Annotated in this window: 13 protein-coding genes; 1 reads left to right on the forward strand and 12 read right to left on the reverse strand. The window is 37.7% G+C overall.

The features are described 5' to 3' along the window. Nucleotides 1-6: 6 nt before the first annotated feature. From GXK58_RS05870 to GXK58_RS05890, 5 genes are all read right to left on the reverse strand, one after another. Nucleotides 7-1,566 carry a response regulator transcription factor gene (locus GXK58_RS05870; protein ID WP_160720727.1) on the reverse strand — a complete coding sequence of 520 codons (1,560 nt, stop codon included), beginning with the start codon at nucleotides 1,564-1,566 and terminating at the stop codon, nucleotides 7-9. Continuing rightward, on the reverse strand, nucleotides 1,544-3,334 hold the full coding sequence (locus GXK58_RS05875; protein WP_160720729.1) for a sensor histidine kinase: 1,791 nt from the start codon (nucleotides 3,332-3,334) through the stop codon (nucleotides 1,544-1,546). Before GXK58_RS05875 ends, GXK58_RS05870 begins: the two co-directional genes overlap by 23 nt. Nucleotides 3,335-3,637: 303 nt before the next feature. After that, complete coding sequence (locus tag GXK58_RS05880; protein ID WP_160720731.1) at nucleotides 3,638-4,444, reverse strand: polysaccharide deacetylase family protein; 807 nt, start codon at nucleotides 4,442-4,444, stop codon at nucleotides 3,638-3,640. An 89-nt stretch (nucleotides 4,445-4,533) separates the two neighbouring features. Then, nucleotides 4,534-5,934, reverse strand: coding sequence for a family 4 glycosyl hydrolase (locus tag GXK58_RS05885; RefSeq protein ID WP_160720733.1), 1,401 nt, complete (start codon nucleotides 5,932-5,934; stop codon nucleotides 4,534-4,536). Then, nucleotides 5,927-8,110, reverse strand: a complete 2,184-nt coding sequence (locus GXK58_RS05890; protein ID WP_160720902.1) for a glycoside hydrolase family 88/105 protein — start codon at nucleotides 8,108-8,110, stop codon at nucleotides 5,927-5,929. The genes GXK58_RS05885 and GXK58_RS05890 overlap by 8 nt, the downstream gene beginning before the upstream one ends. 576 nt (nucleotides 8,111-8,686) lie before the next feature. Here GXK58_RS05890 and GXK58_RS05895 point away from each other — a divergent pair. Beyond that, on the forward strand, nucleotides 8,687-11,800 hold the full coding sequence (locus GXK58_RS05895) for a rhamnogalacturonan lyase family protein (protein WP_160720735.1): 3,114 nt from the start codon (nucleotides 8,687-8,689) through the stop codon (nucleotides 11,798-11,800). 123 nt (nucleotides 11,801-11,923) lie between these two features. Here the strand turns inward: GXK58_RS05895 and GXK58_RS05900 are convergent, their stop codons facing one another. The 7 genes from GXK58_RS05900 to GXK58_RS05930 form a co-directional block, all read right to left on the reverse strand. Continuing rightward, on the reverse strand, nucleotides 11,924-14,254 hold the full coding sequence (locus GXK58_RS05900) for an AraC family transcriptional regulator (protein WP_160720737.1): 2,331 nt from the start codon (nucleotides 14,252-14,254) through the stop codon (nucleotides 11,924-11,926). Nucleotides 14,255-14,458: 204 nt separating this feature from the next. Next, on the reverse strand, nucleotides 14,459-15,124 hold the full coding sequence (locus GXK58_RS05905) for a YesL family protein (protein ID WP_160720738.1): 666 nt from the start codon (nucleotides 15,122-15,124) through the stop codon (nucleotides 14,459-14,461). 33 nt (nucleotides 15,125-15,157) lie between these two features. Continuing rightward, nucleotides 15,158-15,850 carry a DUF1961 family protein gene (locus GXK58_RS05910; RefSeq protein WP_160720739.1) on the reverse strand — a complete coding sequence of 231 codons (693 nt, stop codon included), beginning with the start codon at nucleotides 15,848-15,850 and terminating at the stop codon, nucleotides 15,158-15,160. Between the two features lie 183 nt (nucleotides 15,851-16,033). Continuing rightward, a complete protein-coding gene (locus GXK58_RS05915; RefSeq protein WP_160720741.1) occupies nucleotides 16,034-18,520 on the reverse strand; it encodes a glycosyl hydrolase in 2,487 nt (828 codons plus the stop codon). Nucleotides 18,521-18,667: 147 nt separating this feature from the next. After that, nucleotides 18,668-19,558 carry a carbohydrate ABC transporter permease gene (locus GXK58_RS05920; protein ID WP_160720742.1) on the reverse strand — a complete coding sequence of 297 codons (891 nt, stop codon included), beginning with the start codon at nucleotides 19,556-19,558 and terminating at the stop codon, nucleotides 18,668-18,670. Nucleotides 19,559-19,585: 27 nt separating this feature from the next. Continuing rightward, nucleotides 19,586-20,569: an ABC transporter permease gene (locus GXK58_RS05925; protein ID WP_160720744.1), complete on the reverse strand. Its 984-nt coding sequence runs from the start codon at nucleotides 20,567-20,569 to the stop codon at nucleotides 19,586-19,588. Nucleotides 20,570-20,663: 94 nt separating this feature from the next. After that, complete coding sequence (locus tag GXK58_RS05930) at nucleotides 20,664-22,178, reverse strand: extracellular solute-binding protein (RefSeq protein WP_160720745.1); 1,515 nt, start codon at nucleotides 22,176-22,178, stop codon at nucleotides 20,664-20,666. Nucleotides 22,179-22,193 lie beyond the last annotated feature (15 nt).

A 22,193-nucleotide genomic window follows, 5' to 3' on the forward strand; every position in this document is an offset into this window, starting at 1 on the left:
TTCATTTTACAAACCTTGGACAGTTTCCCTTTTGTATTCTGATGGCGTAAAACCTGTTTGTTTTTTGAAAACCTGACTAAAATATTGTGCGTTTTCCCCAAACCCAATTTTTTCAGCTAACTCAAAGATTTTTACATCGCTTTCATTTTCAATCATGCTGATTGCTTTACTAATTCGGACCTTGGTTAAATAATTAGAAAACTTTTCACCTGTTTCTTTTTTAAACAGCTTTCCAAGGTAATCTGCATTCATATATAACATTTCATTGGCCACCCACTGCAAGCTAAGCTGAGGGTCGGCTAGATGATTTTCAATAACTTCAAGTACCCTACTAATAATGGCCGAATGTTTATTCTTATTTTGTTGATAGAAACCACTCGTTATTTCCTCGGCCATTTCTTTGAAAAAAGACTTCATACTTTGAATAGTCTCTAATTCCAAAAGGAGTGAAAGTTTGATTAAATAAGCATTCATTTGGTTTGAATCACATAGTCGTATCATGCTATTAAAAAGTTGAATGACATATGATTTGGTCGCATTTATATCAAATCTTAATTCAGTTAAGTAATTAAAAAAGATGGTAATCTCTTCCTCAACTTCAACCCAGCATCCGGTTTTGACAAGCCGGCAGAATTTCTGATCATCATAATAAAATTCCTCATGGAACTTATTATTTTTATACTCTATGTCCTCTTTCGTAATGATGCTGCCTTCTCCTAAATAAAAGCGATAATTTAGACAATCAAGTGCTTCTTTATATAATTTATTGGCCTGGCTGATTCTTCCTGTTTCACTAACAGCAATCGTACAATCAAGTTGATAATATTGGTAAAACGTTTTTCTTATTTGTTCCATTTTCTGATGGATCAGACTGGTTTCTACCTCATTATTTATAAGGAGTAAATTTAACTCTCCTACTGAACAACTAAGGACATGTTCTTTGAAAATCTGCTCTGCAATGTTTTTTATTGCTAACAGATGCTCAAATTCAAATTCACCCTCTATTTGGAATAACATTAACCGAACTTTTGGCGTCTCCAAATCTAACTGGAGAAGTTTTTGATAGTATTCAAAATCGCGATTTTCGTAAACATTGGTCACATATTCCTTCAACAATTGTTCTTTGGCATAGGGAAGGACATTTTTAAGTGTATCCTTCATTCTCTCTATAAATTGTTCGCGCTCTCTGGTTTGATTTAGTTCCTCTCCTATTTCTTTTAATGCATCCATGATGGTATGCTCATTACATGGTTTAAGCAGGTAATGTTTTACTCCAAACACCATTGCCTGTTTAGCATAATCAAATTCACTAAATCCTGATAACAAGATAAATCGAATCTCTGGATCATATTCATGAACCTTTGCAACTAATTCAAGGCCATTCATTCCAGGCATTTTAATATCGCTTATGACAATATCCGGTCTACTTTGTTTAATCTTTTCGAATGCTTCAAGTCCATTCTTAGCGGTACCAATTAGGCTCGTCCCAATCGATTCCCATTTAATTACTTTTGACATACCTTCTGTTATGATTCTTTCATCATCAACCAACATTACTTTGTACATGTTTTTCCCCCCTATCATATGGCAGAACGATGATTATTTTGGTTCCATTATTAGGCTCGCTTTCAATTTTCACCCCATAATCATTACCAAATGAGAGTTTGATCCGTTCATTTATATTTGATAAGCCAATTCCCTGCCCCCTTGTTTTCACTTCTCCTTTTCTTAATTTTTCTAAAAAGGCTGGCTCCATTCCGGGACCATTATCTTCTACGATAAGTTGAAAACGGTCTTGATATAAATCGGAATATATGCGGATTTTACATACGTCTACCATATTCTCGAGTGCATAGTGAATCGCATTTTCTACCAAAGGCTGTAAGGTTAGTTTTGGAATATAGACATCAAAAAGATCAGAGTCAACCTGCATCTTAAAGTCTAGTCTTTCATCGAATCTATATTTTTGTATAACAATATAATTTTTGACAATGTTTAATTCATCTTCCATTGGAATAAGCCGTTTTTTTAGGCTGATTGAATTGCGTAATAGGAAACCCAGTGCTTCCACCATTTTTGATATTTGGTCTTGATCATTCATTTTGGCAAGCCAGTTGATTGATTCCAAGGTATTGTATAAAAAATGCGGGTTAATCTGTGCCTGCAGAGCTTTAAATTCGGTTTCTTTAATGGTAAGCTGCTTTGAAAGATTTTCATTGACGAGTTCATCAATTTGCTGCGTCATACTTTGAAAATTTTTATGTAATTTTCCAACCTCATCCTCTGACAAAAAGGATGATTTCAAAAATCCCTTTTGTGCTTCTTTAAAATCTCCGTTCTGAACATACTGCATGCCTTTTACTAAATTTTCTAAAGGAATCGTTATATTTCTGGCAAACCTGATTCCAAGAATCGTGACGATAAAAAACATCAATATAAAAATAAGGATTAAGACAGTTTTAATAAGACTAATATTTTTAAAGATTTCATTGAACGGAATTGCATTGACATAACTCCAGTCAAAATAATGCGAGTTAATATGAACGAGGAAATAATTTTTGCCGGCAATTTTCTTTATTTGATACCCAGGCTTCTCTTTAATTGAAAGGGCAATCTCTTGTAGAAAGCCCGCTGATTCTTTCGGATAGATTAGTTCTTGATTATTAGTAATTAAGAATTCACCATCTTTTTTGCTTGAACCTCCAAAAAGACTGCTGACTAATTTATCCATATTTATATTAATAATTAACGTACCTAGTGGTTCAAAAGTTAGATTCTTATATTGTCTTATCTCACGAGCTGTAACAATCGTAAAGTCTTCCCCTTGCGGATTCACCCAAATATTTTTGCCGTCTGCAATAATTGCTTCTCGAATAATTTTTCTTTTTTGGTCAGTTGGCAATGTAAAATGTCTAGGTCCAGCAATGTATTCTTCACCGTTTGTATCGATGAGGATGAGGGACTGGATATATTTCTCGTTGTTAACATAACTCAATAATTTATCTACCATGTTCGTATGAATGCGATATTTCTCATACTCGGTACTCTTACCGCTGTTACTCGATAAATATTGTTGTATCTGTGGATCTGTCAGGATGTTGTAAGAAAGATCCTCCATTTTCTGCAGTTCATTTTCAATGATATTAGAGGACGTACTTAATACTTGCGAGGACTTACTATAAATTTGTTCATCATAATTTTGAAAGGCATACTGTAAACCAAAAAAGGTAAAAAGAAGCGAACTAATCATAATCCAAGAAACTAAAATAAACAGTTTATACTTAATTTGGAGATTGGCATAATTTTTTTTCAATAGATGAAAGAATTTTTTCATTCGATTATTCTCCTGAATGTTTATAAATGCTCGCATACTGAAAGCGTCACCATATTTCTATATTGTATATCATTCTACAAATTTTTTAAATCAATTTAAACTTTTCAGATTATAGAACAATAGGGAAGTTCAGCCTCTTTTTTAGGCAAACCATCGGAATATGTATATAAATCTAGTTCCAGCTTTTAAATAAAATGATTATAGTTTTCCAGCAATCATACTCTTTTCCTATAAAAGAAAATAGACCACACGAATAATAATCATTGTGTGGTCCTATATCCTATATTTCCCATTTTATTCTAATTAGGCTTGTACTAAATTAACTTGTTTGCCAGCTTTTACTTCGACAATCTGACTGTCTACGCTCAACCAAACTGACATGGCAGATGGATTATAAACAAAATGGCTATCAGCCGAAAACTTGAGGTTCTGAAATGCCTTGATATAGGCGACGATTTCAATATTGGTTGCATACCAAATATCGCTTCGTGCCCCTATATATGCACAAAAATCCTCGATTAAATCCCAGTTTTGATCATCCTCAAACTCATAGCTATGCCCCCAAACATACATCATATACAAATATTGGGTTTTATGGAGTTTTACAAATTCCTCCGCTATCTTGAGCAAGTCCCTTTTGTGATGACATGTTGGGTTCCATTCAAAAAAATCATCAGGCATCGAGAATTCCCCTGTACTTTTTACCGTCCGGGCGTACTCAATTCCTAGATAAGGAAGCATTTCTTTTACTAATTGGTTATAGGAGCCATTAGGGTAAGATAATCCTCTTACAGTGTAACCGGCTATTTTCTCCAAATTTCTTCGATCTTCGATTATTTCCTGGACAATTTGCTCTTTTGGTGACCTGGCAATGGTCGGATGCGTTAAGGTATGTGCGGAAATTTCATGCCCCTCATAAAGCCCTAAGACTTCTTCTTGGGGAATACGATCCCCAGTCCCGAATAAACCAGAATTAATATGGAATGTGCCTTTTATTCCATGTTGATTGAAAACTTCCACCAATTTTCTGTCCGCCGCCCTGCCATCGTCGTAACTCATCGTTAACACTTTATGCTTTCCCTCTGGAAAAGTCATAATTACTTTTGGCATCCTGCTCACCTCTTCTTTTTTTATGTTTCAATAGTATAAATGAATAATCCCTGCAAGTTTTTTTATGCAAGGTATTCTTTCTATTAGTCTTATTTTTTTACGGTTTCAAACTCCCAGCCTGGTAAATAATTTTTCGTATTAAACAACATTTTTTCAAAGAGTTCTTCCGCTTCCTCTGGCGTAATCGAGCTTAAAAGGGGATCCTGTTTAAATGCGCTCAGAGCTAATGGTCTATCACAGTCCATGGCTGCCCTAAGTGTCATTTCCTGATTATGAATATGGCGCAAGACCATATTATTTATCGATGTTGGCAATTCTCCCGAATGAATTGGCTGCACACTATTGTAACGAAACACAGCATTCGTTTCCACAATTACATCTTCTGGTACCCCAGCCATTTGTCCCCTATTTGGGAAGTTTACATTTGAAATAATCTCCCCTAATCCGAGAAGAGCTTTAATCATCTGAACGCCTTCCTCACCCGTAGGATTTAAAATGAAAGACTCCTCCCCTGAGGCCAAGCGCTTGCCTTTTTCATAAAGTTCTTTCCCTTTTTCTATCCGCCAATCTACCGGAGTCAAACCAAATTTCCATTCCCGCACCTTTTCAGGGCTTTGCAAATACCAAGTATTCGGCATAAACTCTGCTAAATGCCGATCACCCGCAGCTGCAATCATCCCAAATTTTTTAAACAAATCAAATTTTACTCTCTGTGCCGATGCAAAATGATCATTCAACCAATTTCCTGTATTTTTCCCTTCGAATCCAGACTCATAGTATTTATCTACGGACTTTGGATATAAAGGAAATAAATCAATATTTTGGTAGGATGCCTGGTCAATCCACGTAAAGTGATTAATTCCCAGAACATTGACTTTAATGTCACTCCGATGTACATTTCTAATTCCTTCTAAGTCTTCTAACATGGAAGCAAGCAATTTTTGTGTGCCAAATACTTCATGACAGCAGCCGATTGCTTTTATTTCTGGAAATACATGATAGAGAGTCCTTGTACAGAGGCTCATTGGGTTTGTATAATTGATCACCCAAGCATTTGGTGCATGTTCTTTAATTTGGTTAGCAATCTCCACAAATAACGGAATGGTCCGCAACGCCCTGACCATGCCTCCTGGCCCTACTGTATCCCCGACAGATTGATAGATGCCATATTGTTCTGGAGTATGGACATCTGATTTCATCTCCAAAAATGTCCCGGGTAAGATGGAGATAATGACAAAATCGGCACCATTTAAGGCTTCTTTTAATGTTTTTACTGCCTCATACTCCCAGTGTCCGACTACATCATCACGGTCAAGTAATCGATTACCAATAATGGCATTTTGCTGTGCTGCCTCATAATTGATATCATACAATTTCACTGTCCCTGAAATACTCTGCTCCGATGCAAGGTCGCTCATCAGACCCCAGGCCCAGCCTCGAGATCCTCCTCCAATATAAGCTATTTTTACATTTTTCACTTGATCAGCCATGTAAAACTCTCCCTTCGATTGGATTATTTGATGATTCATGAAGCCATTTTTTCAACTTTAAAGTTTCTATGCCTGAAAGTAAAACAATTCCGATTCCATGTGTATCATTTAGAATCCATGTCAAATCATGTTTGTAATAATCATTTGTAAATGCATAACCAGAGCCCTGGCATACACCGTAGACATTTCCATGATTATCAATACCCACTTTGGAAAGTCCTTCAAAGCCCCGGAAAACTGCTTCGATATATTCCTCAGGTTGATCGAGCCAGCGGTAGCGGATTCCCCTTGCAAAAGCGTAAATAAACATGGAGGTGCACGATGTTTCTTCATAGGATTCCGGGTCGGTCAACACCTGATGCCATAGGCCACTTTTCCCCTGCAATACAAGGTACCCTTTTGATAGCTCTCTAAAAAAGGTTAATAGTTCATCCCGCTCGGAATGATTTTTCGGCAATACTGCCAGAAGTTCGGAAAGTGAAAAGAGAACCCAGCCATTTCCGCGCCCCCAAGGAACTCCTGTTGCCGTGTTAAATTTGAAATCGTAGACATGTGACATAATGTTAATTTCCGGAATAAATAAAAGTTCCTTATAACGTAAGAATTGGTTAACAGCATCATCAAGATAAGCTCTATCTTTGGTTTCCTCGTAATACCGGGAGAGAAACGGTGTGCTCATGTATAAATCATCACACCAAACCGTATCTTTCATAAATTCTACACTGCCGAATCTGCGATATAATGCCTGATTTGGCAGGCGGTCTTGTTTATTGGAGATGTAGTCCGCAATATCATCGGCAACCTCCCTTGCATGGCGGATAGGCGATATTTGATTGGCTGCGAGCATTGTTGCCCCAAAAGATCCGCAATCATCTAAACTATCAATCGCCGACAATTGGGTATTCACTCCCGCTGCACCGTACTGATTACGATCCCAGAGGGAATATTGATAAAAGGACGTACAAGTCTCAATATGTCTCGAAGCATATTCTACAATGTCCGGGCGGTTCAACTCTTTTCCTGTCTTCAGTAATCCGTATAACGTAACTCCAAGAGGATAATCCCATTTCCCGAACGATGGATTTTCCAAGTATGGCCGCACCCATGTATCAGGCATGTCTAGTCGCCAATAGGCCGGACTGTCAACACCCTCCATTAAAGTATCCATCCTTAATATTTCTGCTAATGGAAGTGGTGTTGACAATGAAAAAGGACCTGAATAAAGCCACTCAGACTTGACACCTTCGATAGGCACCGGAAGGCTAAATCCTACTCCATCAAGCTGAAACCCCCACTCTTTTCCTGGACAAATGCTTTTGATGACTACCTGATGTTCACCTAATGGAAGATCGACAGAAACCTGAAATTCCTGATCTTTTGTTGAACGATAAACACTCTCACCATTGATAATTAATTCAATTGGACCTTTGTTTTCCCCTTTCAGATTATATGTACTGATACCCGGCTTTTTATTGACAAGCTTCGTCCAAGCGAGGGCTTGTGTATTTTCATTTCTCCCATACATTCTAGAGAGTTGAGGCTCTTCACGCTCCCAAGCTAGATTTGGCAGCCACTTCACATCAAAATCAGATTCAAACGTTCCCTCTCCAGGCAGCTGGACCAATTCACGATTCAATGGTTCTGTATAGATCCATCCTTCTTGACCATCGCGCTCTTTCGATGGTGAAATAAAATGCATCGGAAACCTTTTAAAAGATCCTGTTCCAAAAATTCCTCCAAATCCCGAAGGTGTTTTCATGAATTGCAGGATGAAGTGATTCCATCCCTTTTCCACCTTGACACGGAAATTCGTTCTTCTATTTGGATTGGTTTCCTCAACAATACTAGATTTAAAGACTAGCTCGTTATGAAGGTAAAACCGGACAGGTCCAAGGCAGTTTAGCCCCAATGCAACCTCTTTTGGTTCATCGCTCCATATTTTTGCCCAGGTGTAGACCCATTGGCCAACTCTTGCCTCCGGGAATCGATCGCCTAAATTCATTAGATATCGGTAATCGTTTCCACGAAGGAACCCTTTTTTACAGAAAGCCCTGTACGTTATTGGGTGCGGGGGATTACTTCCTATATATCTGTCAGAAATAGTAGACAAAATCCCTTCTATTTGATCGCCTAGCTTTGCATAAATACTCTCATTTCTATGAAAGTAAGATGACATCCTTTCCACTCACTCCCTCCTTTTCTTTCTACTTTAATCAATGAATGCGTTTCCAACAATGAAACTTTTTTAATTCGCTCTCCCAACCAAATAATACTTTTTTGCCGATTAAGCACAAAAATTGTTTTCACTGTAAAGGACTTAATCCAAAAGGCTTATTTTTTATCATACAAAAATGTATGATATACGGGTTGTCCAAAGGAAGTTACTATAAACTCAAAATAGATTCCTTGTTTTAAAGGACGTTCAAAAAAAGAAGAGTGAAATATTACTGTTTTTTCACACAAAATTGTAAACGTTCACACGAGTGCGGTTCGGAAAACAGTACTGTCTTACTTCTATTTGAGAACTTGTCCGAAGGAACAACTGGAGTCATGTATATGCTTTTCTAAAAGGGGGAATTTTTGAAAGGTCAAATGAGGTTTAAAGAAGGGACATACATGCTTGACCAATGCATCAGAGTGAACGTGTCCCATGTAAAAAAAGAAACAGGAAAATTCAATTGTTTTCAAGGGAAGACTTTCAGCATGAAAAACTAAAATCCTTGGTCCAAAAAACAGAGGAGTGAAATGAAAAGTGGGAAAAAATAAAAAGAAAAAGAGAATCGCTTCGATTGCTGCGACAGTAGGTCTAGTTTTTTCAAGCCTGCCATATGCGGCAGCAGAAACTGCATCCAGTCCTTATAACGTCTTATCTAGTACTAATTTCGATAATAATGATCTATGGGGGTTTTCCACAACGGGTGCTGCTGTATCCCTAAACAATAATAATATAGGTGGAAATACTACACCAAAGCTTGAATATAGCATCGTTGATCAAAAAGGCGGTCGTGTTGCTACAAAGAATTTTGCCTCGGCGGTTAAAGGAAGCGATATCCGTATAAAATTTGACTGGTATCCGGGAAAGATTAATGATAAAGGTGCCAATCCTGATGAAAATGGCGGCGAATTTAGACTTATTGATAGTTCCGGTAATATTGTCTTTACAATAAACAATACCCATAATTCAAAATTGAGCTATTTTGCAAAAGGTCAACCTACTGTAGTATCAAGTATTTCAAAAATGGAAGCATGGTATCAATTTGACATTCATTTTGATATAAAAAACAACTCCGTCACGATCAATATTGCAGATCAACAAGGTAATCCTCTTGAAGACCATACCTTTTCATTAGAGGGCTCATCCTTTGATGGTTCGATCGCAGCTATTAAATTGGTCGGGGTTCGTACAGCTGGAAATAATGAAACATGGGATACGTTCCTTGATAATTTCGAGGTTTCCAATGTACCGGTTCCCAATAACACACTTTATTTGGTAGATAAATTAGCATATCACCGTGTTTATGTGGATCAAACAACAACGGACATCTCTTCCATCGGTCTTCCTAAAACGGTTGGAGTAACGCTTGCAGATAATAGTAAAAAAGAAGTGGCCATAACCAAGTGGGAAAACGTTGGTGATAAAGCTTGGGATCCTAGTAAACCAGGAGTCTATGAGTTTAAAGGTACCCTTGCTAAAACAGACGGGATCGACAACTCCTTTAATAAATCTGCAAAAATCTATGTTTACAATCGGCTGACTCCTTCTGAATCCGACAGACAGACGGAGTTTCTTGACAGGGGTTTAATTGCTCTTAAATCAGATGCGGGTAATTTCGTTAGCTGGCGTTTGCTTGCAGATGAATTTAATAAAGATGTGACATTCAATATCTACCGTAATGGAGAAAAATTAAATAAGCAACCGTTAGAGGTTACAAACTATAAGGATTCTGAGGGTACCTCAGGGGATACTTACACAGTTGAAACGCTTGTAAATGGGAAATCGACAGAGAAAAATGACGTACAAGCAACCGATAAGGATTATTTATCAATCCCAATGCAAAAGCCTGAGGGTGGGACAATCCCTAACGGCGAGTCTTATACCTACTCGGTAAATGATTCGGGGGTAGGCGATTTAGACGGTGATGGCCAGTATGAAGTGATTGTAAAATGGTATCCATCTAACGCGATCGACAGCTCTTTTACTGGTTACACGGGCCCAACCATTTTTGATGCGTATAAATTGGATGGAACGCTTCTTTGGCGGATGGATATGGGACATAACCTTACTTCTGGTGCCCACTACAATCAATTTGTCATCTCCGATTTTGATGGTGACGGAAAAGATGAATTCATGATTAAAACGGCTGACGGTACAAAAACATACGGAGCGGCAAACGGAAAATTCGACAAGAGCAAGGTAATCAGTGAAATTGGCAACCCGGCCGATGATGGAAAATATATTGGCTCAAATGGCCATATCATCGGAGGACCTGAATATATTTCCGTTTTTAATGGGGAAACCGGAAAAGTCATTGATACCATTGATTATGCCTACCCAGTAGGAGAAGGAGGCCTTTCATGGGGTGATTCATGGTATAACCGTTCTGACCGTTTTCTGTCCGGATTGGCATACCTGGATGGTAAACACCCAAGCGCCATCTTCGGAAGAGGGTATTATGAACGTACAACTTTTGTTGCCTATACTCTAGAGAATGGCAAGCTTAAACAAGAATGGACTTTTGATTCTGACCAAGCAGGCAGAGGTGGCGGCTTAGGCTTCCACAATCTATCAGTTGGAGATGTCGATAATGATGGCTTTGATGAAATTGTCGCCGGTTCATTAACACTCGATCAGGATGGCAGCATCCTTTATGCCATGGATGGTGAGATGGGACGTGAACAGGGCTCACATGGTGATGCCCAACATTTGGGTGCATTTGATCCAGCCCGCGAAGGACTTAGTGCCATGGAAGTACATGAAATCCCTGCTGTTGCTTCTGAGGAGCTGCATGATGCTGCAACAGGTGAAACATTAATGTCATATTACGCCTACACAGACGCGGGACGTGGCTTAGCTGCCAACATTACTTCAAGCCCTGGTTATGAGTTCTGGGGAGCTGCCGGAACCACTCCTGAAACAGGCGGAGGCGTTTATAATGTCCAAGGCAATATGGAATTATCGAAAAAACCTACAGGACTTTCTACTAATTTCGCGCTGTATTGGGATGGCGACCTGTTGCAGGAATTACTGGATGATACCTCCATTACAAAATACAATGAAACAACAGGTAAAGTCGATCTTCTAAAAAAATTTGCAGATGTTCACAGTAATAATGGAACAAAGGCTACGCCAACACTGCAAGCAGATATTCTGGGTGACTGGCGTGAAGAAGTTCTTCTGCCGACAACAGACGATTCCGAGCTTAGAATCTTTAGTACAACGATTTCCACACCATACAGACTCTATACGCTCATGCAGGATCCTTTATATCGAAACGGGATTGGCTTCCAAAACAGCGGCTATAATCAGCCTCCTCATCTCGGCTTCTACCTTGGCGAAGATATTAAAGATTCTGTCCTAGCCGGTAACATAAAAGCACCGGGTGTCGACTATACAGCCAATCTGCAAGCGATAAAACATACGGTAGGGCTTGAGCTAAATGATCCAGCGTTTACTGTATTAAAAAATAATTTAGATCAAGCACAGCATCAATTGGACAAAGGCAGACCTGAACAGGCTGCAAATCTAATGGAGGATTTTGTTAAGCACCTTAGTGGAGAAACTAAGGTGACCGAAGCTCTCAAAACTAAATTAATAAAAGATGCCAACCAGTTAATAAAAGCTTGGAATAGTCAAGCTTCGAAATAATAAAATGAAAATGAATTGAACTGCACCCCCATTGTTTAGATTCTAGCTTACAATGGGGGTTATATTACTTTCAAAATAAAAAATGATGATTAATTTAAATTAACCATCATTTTTTAGCGTTAATTAGTTAATGTCTTGGTTAAGCTTTCTGAATTGACTAGGAGGAATTCCGATTTGTTTTTTAAATATCCGATTAAAGTAACTATGTCTGTAACCTACACCCTCAGCAATGTCATTGATTTTCATATCTGAGTGTATCAATAGTTCTTTTGCTTTTTCAATTCTTTGTTGGGTTAGATAATCAATAAAATTAATCCCAACAATTTGTTTAAATGCTTTACTAAGAGAATAAGGATTGGTACCAACTTCATCCGCACAACTTTCTAAAGAAATATCGTACATATAATTCTCATTAATTTTAGTTACTACCTGTTCTATTATTCTCTTTAATTCTATATTCATACGACCTTCGAGTCTCTGAATATATGGACTGATTACATCATTTATAAACCAGAGATTAATTCTATCCACATCACGTATCTGAGAGAGTTCCTCAAACATATTTTTTCCTTCAAATAAGTCATTCGGATGGATCCCTGAATGCAATATTTCATGCTGAATACTGCTATATAATTGAATAACAGCCTGTTGAATGTAAATTTCACTAATTTCTCTACAAGTTAATTCTTGGGTGAATTTTTTAATTAACACTTCAATTTCATCAAGTTGTCCCATTCGAATAGCTTGAATGATTTCTTTTTCAGTTGCAAACGGATAATGGAACTCAATATTATTTTTACTATTTTTGTACTCCTCCAAGTCAATAACCTGGTTAATGTTTTCAAACGTTCTAAGCCGCTTTCCCGTCCTTACTTCTTCAAAAATATAAGGTATTTTCTTTATACTTTCGGTTCTTTCACTAATTGTAATCGTTACCTGCAATTTTATAATTCTATTCACAGCCTCTGTTACATTCTCTGCAAAACGATGTAACTTTTCTCGGATTGAGTCATCATGATGATAAATCACTAACATCCCTACTGATAAATCTGAAAAGTTTATTACATTAAATTGCTCAAACATTTCTTTTGCAAACTCTTCCATAATATTGGCCGCCATGAATGTAAATAGTCCATCATCGCTTGTGGAGAAGTTTTCTTTGGAATCGGTCAAGCCAGTTAGTTGAATATCCAAAGCAATAAAAGAACGATTTTTTACATTCCACCCATATGTCTCCATACGCTGACGTAAATCCTCATCATCATAATGGAATAGATACCCTTGGACTAATTGAAAGATAAAGCTATCTTTTAGGTCTGTTAATTGCTCTGAAAGCCGATCTTGCAGCAAATCACTTTTTTGCGACATCTCTCTCCACTGCTGTTCTATGATGGAAAATTCATCTTTACCGGCTTGATTCCAGCTATCTGTTTCTTCTCCAACCAAATTTCTGACCAGTTTTCGGACAGGTGCATAAAGTTTTATTGATGTGAACCATGACAAAATGATTGCTAGAATAAGAGCAGAACTACTAATAATAATGATTAATCTTGACACAAATACAATTGGTGCTGTAATTGATGACATGGGCGCAGCTGAGACATATGTCCAGTTTGAATTAATCCTTGTAAAATGACCGAATGAGATGGAATAAATGCTACTATTATATTTAAATGAAAAAGATCCGCTGTTTTCCTTGTGTTTTTCTATTTCTTTTTTTAGCACATTAATAAAATTGGACTGATTAGTACTGTTAGAAGATAGTATTACATTATTTTGATCATTTAATAGGACAGCTGCCCCATTTTCATAAGGCGTTAATGTCTTTAATAGTTGAAGTGCTTTCTTATGATCGATGGTTACAATTAAAGCGCCAAATGGCTCTTTACTGGTTATTGGAATAGGACTGACAAAAGCCAGAGCTGGTGATCTTTGCCCTTTAGTTTGGGTGTACTCTACCCAATGAAGTTTTATTCCTTTTGACAGTAAACTATGATAAAAAGCTTTCTGTTTTTCATCTAATATATTGTACTGTGGCTTAAATAAGATTGGTTGATCCAAATCTAAATACAATTCGTCATTACTTATCAAATTATGGCTTCCTTGCAATAATGATAAGGTTTTGGTAACATCATAGGTTTCATTATATTGCTTTACAAAATCAATATTTTTTAGTGCTTCCCCAAATCTAGGTTCAAATACCCAATGGGTCGTATACTCCTCTATATATTGAAATTGTTCATCCATATTCTTTGCCCGTTGGACGATTTGGCTGGCATTGGAAGCCCGAAGCTCATCTTCAACTTTACCAACCCCAAACCAATATATGCATAAGCCAGTAATCAGTCCTGGAATGCTAGCAATGAGCAAGATGATAATAAAGCTATTTCGATGGAAGTTTCCTTTCCACCAAAAACGTTTTACTTTATTTCTATCAATATTTTTTAATAACATTTAGAACACTCCAAACCTAAAGCGATAACCACGATTGTATTAATTCTATTATTGCATACCTCCCCTCAAAATTGAAGGCGCTTTAATTTCAAAAACCTTAAAATACAAAAAAACTTGGCTGCAACATGCATACCAAGTTTAAATTTTCTTTTATTTATAGGCTCCATTGATTTTTGATTTCCGTGAATTACCATTCGTACAATTTTACCCATTCCTTTTGTTTAGTGCTGCCTCCCCAACTCTTGAAGCAGCAGCCTGTTCGACTCTCTGTATTCTCGAAAAGGCAAAAAAAGCAGACCACATAATCACAAGCGCCAGCGTGCTGCCGCTAAATAATGGAATTAATCCAGGAACGGTCGTCATTAAAAGATAGACCGCACTCCCCCCCATCACCATTAGAATAGTGGAAAGCGGATTCATCAACATGATAAAACAAGAACTTTTTAATACCTGATGTACCTTCAAATCATAATGGACAAAAACAGGAAAAGCATAACATACAGTTAAAACAAACCCTAGACAGATAAGCAGTGCAGGATAATAGATTAAATTAAGCAGTCCACCCGTGGTTCTTATTAAATGAAGATCTACATATAAAAAGTACCCTAGAATGAACAAGATAAGACCGAGCAGATTACTTTTAATAAAGTCTTTTTTAAAAGACTCCAGGAAGGTCTTAAAAACGGGTATATCAAAGTCACCCATCAGCATTTTCCGGATAACGACAAACATTGCCAGCGTTGCAGGAAAGAAACCCAATACAACTAAACCTAAAATGGAAAAAACCATCCATAATAGATTTATGAAGGCAAGCTTCATAATCCAATCACAAAGCTTATAAAATCCACCGATTGCCCCTTTCATCTGCATGCTCCATTCCCCCTATTTATCTAATAAAAGTATTTAATTTAGAATTGCCTTATGAATAACCAAATTAGCATAGGCTGCTTTCATTGGAGCCATCTGCCTGAAGCCTATTTTTCCTCCTCCATAAATTGGACCGTATGTCTGACCGTCATCTTCCCATTCAAGTACTACCAATTCATTAATGGAAAACTGGACCATCCCTTCATATTTTACTAATTTCAAATGATAAGGCGGGAGGGCATCCTCTACAGGCGGCAATGGATCGGCTCCTATGGCTGCTAAGTGGAATCCGAAGCTTTTCCGTAAATTACACGTGCGAAACGCCCTTTCATCTGCATATTTATGCCTGAAATAAGATAAGTGCAGAGCATTTATCGCACCTGAATGGTATTCAGGATATAGACCATTTCTAACCGGCAATTGTTCATCAAACAGGTCCTCACCTTTTCGCCCGGCTGCAGCGAAAAAGAACATACAAAGACCTGGCTCCCGTAAAGGATAGAATTCCCACTCCATAATAATTTTGTCCGGAAAATCTATTGGACACCAATAAACCCAGTGTGCATGATCCCCAAAAAGATCAGGGTCTAGTTCGTTTTCTAAATGCAAACGATTATGTTCAAAACTTATCTTGGCTTTCCCTTCTAATTTCCAACCCTTTAAATCTTCTTGATTTGAAAGGGGATTAGCGTAGAGGCATTCTCCTTTTTCAAATTGTTTCAAGCTCACTAAGCCTAACCTCCTTTAAAGCTAAATCTACTAATTATATACCTACTAATATAAGACACTCACACTTTTCCTACAACCATACTATTTTGAAATTGAACACTGTTTGACTGTATTTCTTCATATAGCTATAAATAGGTATATATCTAAAACAAATCCAAGTGATTTATTCACTTGGGATTTGTTTTACTGCGAAAAGGAAAAAAGCTTTAACGTTACCGGTCCAATTAGTCCAGATTTTACAGACTCTTTAACATACTCATTCGCTTTACTGTTGGTAACGATAATTTCTAGATTTAGGACATCTGTATCAATAAATGGGGTAATGTCAAAAAGATACGGACTCCACAGTTTAACACCTGCTCTTTTTCCATTGATTTTTAATTCAGCTAACTCACAAACTTCTCCTAAATCTAATTCCACTCTTTGATATCCTTTTATGGAATTCAGTATAACTTTTGACCGATAAATAGATTCACCGGAAAAATACATCATATCTTTAAACTCAGTCAAAGAAACCAAATCATTGATGGACTCATTATCTCGAAATGGATTAGTGATTGTCCAATTTTTCACATTTACAGTGATAACTTGTGGTGAAGTCTTTCTCTGTTGCGCAAAAGATGGTGAATCATCCGGATTAACACTAATGATCAACGATTCACGATGTTGTAAAGAAAGGTTGAATTTTGTATATCCATCAACGACTTCATTAATATCCATTACTTCAATCTTGGACTCCCAGGCATCCCACTTCTCTACATCCCCCGAACATTTTATAGCCAGCTCTCCATCAATGGCATGCTCGTCTTCATTCACTAATACGAAGAAATCAATGCCTTCTTTAACTATATGCGTAACCCGTAACCCCGGATTACTAGGTGTCATATACACATCCCTAGATTCAATACGATCAATCGCACCTATTACGCCATCATAGTTATATAGTTGGATAATATTTCCTTGTAACAGAAGATGTTTCTTTTTAGGATTATATACAATCACATTCCCCCCATCTTCAAGAAACAATTTGATTTTATGGACAAGTTCAATTGATTCGAGCTGATTGAGATTTTCAAGAATAATCGTTCTATAAACTTGCTTTTGAATCCTCACTTTACCTGCTTCGATTATACAATCATGAAGAAAAAGATCTTCCTCCAAATAATTAAATTCGATTTGATTTGTATATAACGGCTCAGCAATTTTCCAAGGAATATGATCCTCTTCACATAAAATGGCAATGTCTGTTACATTTGTACAATTACTCAGCAGCCATGACATCCGTTTTTCATAATCAGCGATCAATTTATAATATTTCCACCACGAGTTATGAGGCCCGTTGTCAGGTGCACGCTCATTTAAGCGTTCTCCTTCAATGGAATAATAAAATGCATGGGGATAAAGCATATTAACGCCCCGGACGAAAAGCCAATCGACAAACCATTTCATATCATCTACAGTAAATTGCCATTGATGACTATTCGGCCCGCAACAGCCAAAACACTCATTGGCATTTCGAGGCAGTCCGCGATGCCTTGCCGCATCGGAGGAACATTTCCCCAAAGTACTGTCACGCCCTGTTATTCCTTTATTTTCTTCCGGTCCTACCCATCTCCATACCAAATCCTGGCCGGGCAGCTGAAAATACTTTAAAAATCCGATATCATCACTAGTTTCCGGATGCCCTGTCAAATGAATGCCATGGCTCTCACACCATTCGGAAATGGGGCGGTAATACGTTTCCTGAAGGCGTTTATTAACCGCTTTTTTAAATTTTGAACTTTTGATGTTTGTGTCACTGCCAACGTCAAACCATAGTGATAACAAGTCCGCTGGATTATTTCCATTTTCCTTATAATAATCCATAAAGCCAATCGTCCATGGTTTAATTTTTTCGGTATCCACACAACGTCCGACAACACTCGGTTCATCTGTAAAAAATGCTGTTATCGTATTTCCGAAGTACTCCTGCAAATGTTCATAATAGACATCATGGGTTACACGGATAAATTTTTGCATCGCATCCGGGTTTAATAAATCCCCTGCCGGTGGAGCCCCAGGTTCGCCATCATCTTCCCCAAAATGGAGACCGCGAATCGTTCCTTTTGAAAAAGTGGAAACAAGGAACACAATCGACCAATTTCCACTTTCTTTAGGTTCAAAAGATACCGTATTGTTTTCAACTTCCAACAAAATGACGGAGAGAGGATCAATCTTCCTTTCCCCTGTAACTTTTACAGCTACCGAGAGAACAATCTCTTCATATTCTTCCAATTTTTCTTCTAATTGTGTAAAACCGTAAACCGAATACGACGACATCCGCAGTCCGCGTGCCGCATATTCCGGATTGTTTTTTACCACCATGCCATGGGCTGATCCTGATGGATACATCCCTTCATCATAAAGGATCACTTTCATTCCCAATTCCGCAGCTTCTTCCACGATAAAGCGCATCAAATCCATAAATTTTGGGCCTAAATATTCAATATCCTCTGGAATACCAATACGCGGATGGGCAACAACGCCGAAAACCCCTTTTGATTTAAAATCACTCAATTGTCTAGCAATCTCTCCTTTATTAAGATTTCCATTTAAAAACCAAAATGGGAAAACTGAATATTCCGCAGAAGGATTATAAAAATCATGTTTTAGTTGTGTTAAATTGTTCATTTGCTCACCCTTCGATTGTTGATATACTGCAGGAAGGCCTATATTTTGGCAATCCTTTATTTAAATACTAGACTTTAGAAAAGTAAAACAGGCGGTTAGATTTTTAATCATCTCCCCGCCTGAATTCTTTGATTAAAATTTATGCTATTATCCTTTGACTGACCCCAAAAGCATCCCTTTTGCAAAATGTTTTTGCAGGAATGGATAAACAATTAAAATTGGCAAAGTAGCCACAACCACAACAGCTAATTTTAATGATTGTGCAGGAGGCTCGACAAATGATGCTCCTTGAGAAGCGGTATCCGCAAGATTTCCCTGAGATAAAATAATAATTTGTTGGAGCAGAACTTGGACTGGCCACTTGGTGTTGTCACTAATATACAATAGGGCATGAAAGAAATCGTTCCAAATCCCGACAGCATAAAACAAGGCAAATGTAGCAAGGACCGGTTTCGACAGTGGTAAGATGATTCTCCAAAAAATCCCCATTTCTGTACAGCCATCAATCTTAGCTGCTTCTTCCAATTCATTCGGAATCCCTTGGAAGAAAGTTTTGACAATGATTAAATTAAATGGATTGATTGCGCCTGGTAAGATTAACGACCAATAGGAATCTAATAATCCCAATTGCTTTACTACGATATACGTTGGGATCATTCCCCCGCTGAATAACATTGAAAATACAATCATATTCATAAATAAGCCGCGTCCCATTAAATTCTTTCTCGATAAGGGGTAAGCCATTGTAAAAGTAAAGAATAGACAAACCAGTGTACCAACTAAGGTGACACCTATCGATACCAGAATGCTGCGCGAGAATGTTGCGGTTGAGAAAATATATTCATAGGCACTTAGGGTAAACGTTTCCGGCCAGATAAAAAAGTTTCTCCTCGTTAACTCAGCCTCTGTAGCAAACGATCCTGCTATTATATAAAGAAATGGCAGAATCATAATAATCCCGATGATGGCTAAAATAACAACGTTAAAGCCATCAAATATGCGCCCTCCACGTGTATTATGCATTTTAAGATTTGCCATATTCTGCACCTCCTTGATAATTGAACATTAAAAGATTCCATCCTCTCCCATTTTCTTGGCTAATTTGTTTGAGCCTAAAACAAGAATGATTCCAATGACAGACTTAAAGAGCCCGACAGCCGTACTATAGCTATACGCCCCCTGTGTAATCCCAACAAAATAAACATATGTATCAAATACATCAGCAACTCCACGGTTTAATGAATTGGACATTAAGTAAATTTGTTGGAAGCCAGTGTCCAGAAAACGGCCAAGTTGAAGGATGAGCATGACTATGATTGTACTTCTAATGGCCGGCAGAGTGACATGCCATAATCGTCTAAATCTTCCTGCTCCGTCGACAATTGCTGCTTCATACTGTTCTTTATCAACAGATGTAAGCGCAGCTAAGAAGATAACCGTTCCCCAGCCAGTCTCTTTCCAAATAATTTGCAGCATAATTAATGGACGAAACCAATCTGGTGATGATAGAAAATCAATCTTTTTCCCGTAAATTTGGGAGACAATATCATTCATAATGCCGCCGCTTGTAGTAAAAAAGATATACGTAATACTCGCAATGATTACCCATGACATGAAGTGAGGTACATAAATAAACGTTTGTACAACTTTCTTGTACGATTCTACACGCAATTCATTTAACAGGATCGATAAAATAATCGGTGCCGGAAAGAAAAATACCAAGTTTAACACCGCAAAAATAGCTGTATTTTTTAATAGTCGAAAGAAATCCGGATTTTTAAAGAAGTCTATAAAATTATCAAATCCAACCCATTTACTTCCGAGCACCCCCGTAAAAGGTGAATAATCTTGGAAGGCTATAACAATGCCCCACATCGGAAGATACTTAAATACAATAAAATACACCAATCCCGGGAGCAGTAGGATATAGAGCCATTTATCTCTCATAATTCGTTGAGCCGGAGAAACAGCTGACTTTGTCTTCGTTTTTGTTTCTATCACCGGTTGGGTTACGTCAGTTTCAGTAATTTGCGCACTAATTTTCCCCATTATCGTTTCCTCTCCTTTCCTTTTTTAAGTTTATTAGTTTTGTTGGATAAACAGGCAGTTAGAAAAACTGCCTGTTTTTTTACCTCGATGGTTACTATTTGTTTTCTTTGTATAATTTATTTATTTCTTCAACATAATCGTCTCCGCCAGAACTGCGCCATAATTTAATGGCATCTTTAAAACCTTTATCATCAATTTGGCCAACAATATATTTTATACGGGCGTCATTGATGATGTTGTCTAATTGCTGTCCTTTTTGGGCGTATACATCGGAAATCAAGGATGCCGCAGGATTTGGTACAACAATTTCTTCATTTTGTTTCATGATTTCGTTTTCTTTTACTTGGAGCGGTGTATACTCTGGGTGTTTGAAATTACTTACAGGAATCCCTGGTACAAATTGGTTAAGGTCCGTATATTCAGTAGCTTCCGGGTCTTGGGTTGTAAAAAGAGGTACGATATTGTTATTCTCCATCTTATAATGACGTCCCTCGACACCAGCATAGGCTATTGTTTGAGCAGGTTCATTATTCAGCTTATCTATAAAAGATAAGACCTGTTTTAATTGTGCTTCGGTTTTCACACTAGATTTTGGGATTGCCAGCATGCCGCTATAACCCGCAGTAGGCAGATTATGAAGACCTTCCGGGCCTGAGACTGCTCCCATTACACCAACTGCGTCTTTTAAATTTGGATCGATTTTTTCCATAGCAGTCTGATTACGATGAGCTTGGTCCAATACGTTAACAATAGCTCCAGCTTGTCCTTTCTGGAATGGAATATCCCATTGTCCAGAATCCATTACAGCAAAATCCTGGTTGATTAATTTTTCGTCATACATTTTCTTAAAGAATTTCAACGCATTCGTATACTCCGGTGTCATGAAATCTGGTTGGAGCTTGCCATCCTCTGTCATGCCAAATTTATTCGGAGCACCAAACCATGTTTGCATAACATCAAACGGACCGGTAAATTTTGAAATAACCATACCGTACGTATCATTTTTCCCGTTCCCATCAGGATCGTTATTTGTAAAGGCTTTTAAGACGTTATAAAAGTCTTCAATCGTTTTAGGCTCTTGTAATCCCAACTTTTTTAACCAATCCTGGCGGAAATAGATCCCGTTTCTTCCAAGCGGGCGGGCCCGATAAACCCCATAGACTTTTCCATCAATTTCACTATTTTTCAAGGTCACTTCATTGGCCTTACTTAAATTTGGATAATCTTTCAAATAAGGTGTAAGATCCCAAAAAGCTCCATTACGGACAGCGCTGACGAAGCTTGGGATTTTATCTGGAATCATGATGATCGTCGGAAGCTTGCCTGAGGCTAAAGTAACATTTAACTTATCTGAATAAACCGAATTCAGAACATAATTTACAGTAATATTAGATTTTGTATACTTTTCCAGCGCCTTTAGGGCCGGACTGTTACTAGAAGGCGGCGTAGCTGAAAACGCTGTCGTCATAATTGAAATATTTAGTTTTCCATCTTTACTCGCTTCACTCGATGACTTTTCTGAATTACTGCATGCTGCAAGGGAAGAAAGCAGCATGGCTGAAAGGAATGGGATTGTCACTTTTTTACTCAACTTTTTACTTTTTTTCATTTGAATACCCCCAAT

The organism is Bacillus sp. USDA818B3_A, assembly GCF_009928415.1.
Taxonomy (GTDB): domain Bacteria; phylum Bacillota; class Bacilli; order Bacillales; family Cytobacillaceae; genus Neobacillus.

Coding starts and splice junctions, on each gene's coding strand:
- GXK58_RS05870 (WP_160720727.1), bottom strand. CDS start 1,566: ATGTACAAAGTAATGTTGGTTGATGATGAAAGAATCATAACAGAAGGT.
- GXK58_RS05875 (WP_160720729.1), bottom strand. CDS start 3,334: ATGAAAAAATTCTTTCATCTATTGAAAAAAAATTATGCCAATCTCCAA.
- GXK58_RS05880 (WP_160720731.1), bottom strand. CDS start 4,444: ATGCCAAAAGTAATTATGACTTTTCCAGAGGGAAAGCATAAAGTGTTA.
- GXK58_RS05885 (WP_160720733.1), bottom strand. CDS start 5,934: ATGGCTGATCAAGTGAAAAATGTAAAAATAGCTTATATTGGAGGAGGA.
- GXK58_RS05890 (WP_160720902.1), bottom strand. CDS start 8,110: ATGTCATCTTACTTTCATAGAAATGAGAGTATTTATGCAAAGCTAGGC.
- GXK58_RS05900 (WP_160720737.1), bottom strand. CDS start 14,254: ATGTTATTAAAAAATATTGATAGAAATAAAGTAAAACGTTTTTGGTGG.
- GXK58_RS05905 (WP_160720738.1), bottom strand. CDS start 15,124: ATGCAGATGAAAGGGGCAATCGGTGGATTTTATAAGCTTTGTGATTGG.
- GXK58_RS05915 (WP_160720741.1), bottom strand. CDS start 18,520: ATGAACAATTTAACACAACTAAAACATGATTTTTATAATCCTTCTGCG.
- GXK58_RS05920 (WP_160720742.1), bottom strand. CDS start 19,558: ATGGCAAATCTTAAAATGCATAATACACGTGGAGGGCGCATATTTGAT.
- GXK58_RS05925 (WP_160720744.1), bottom strand. CDS start 20,569: ATGGGGAAAATTAGTGCGCAAATTACTGAAACTGACGTAACCCAACCG.
- GXK58_RS05930 (WP_160720745.1), bottom strand. CDS start 22,178: ATGAAAAAAAGTAAAAAGTTGAGTAAAAAAGTGACAATCCCATTCCTT.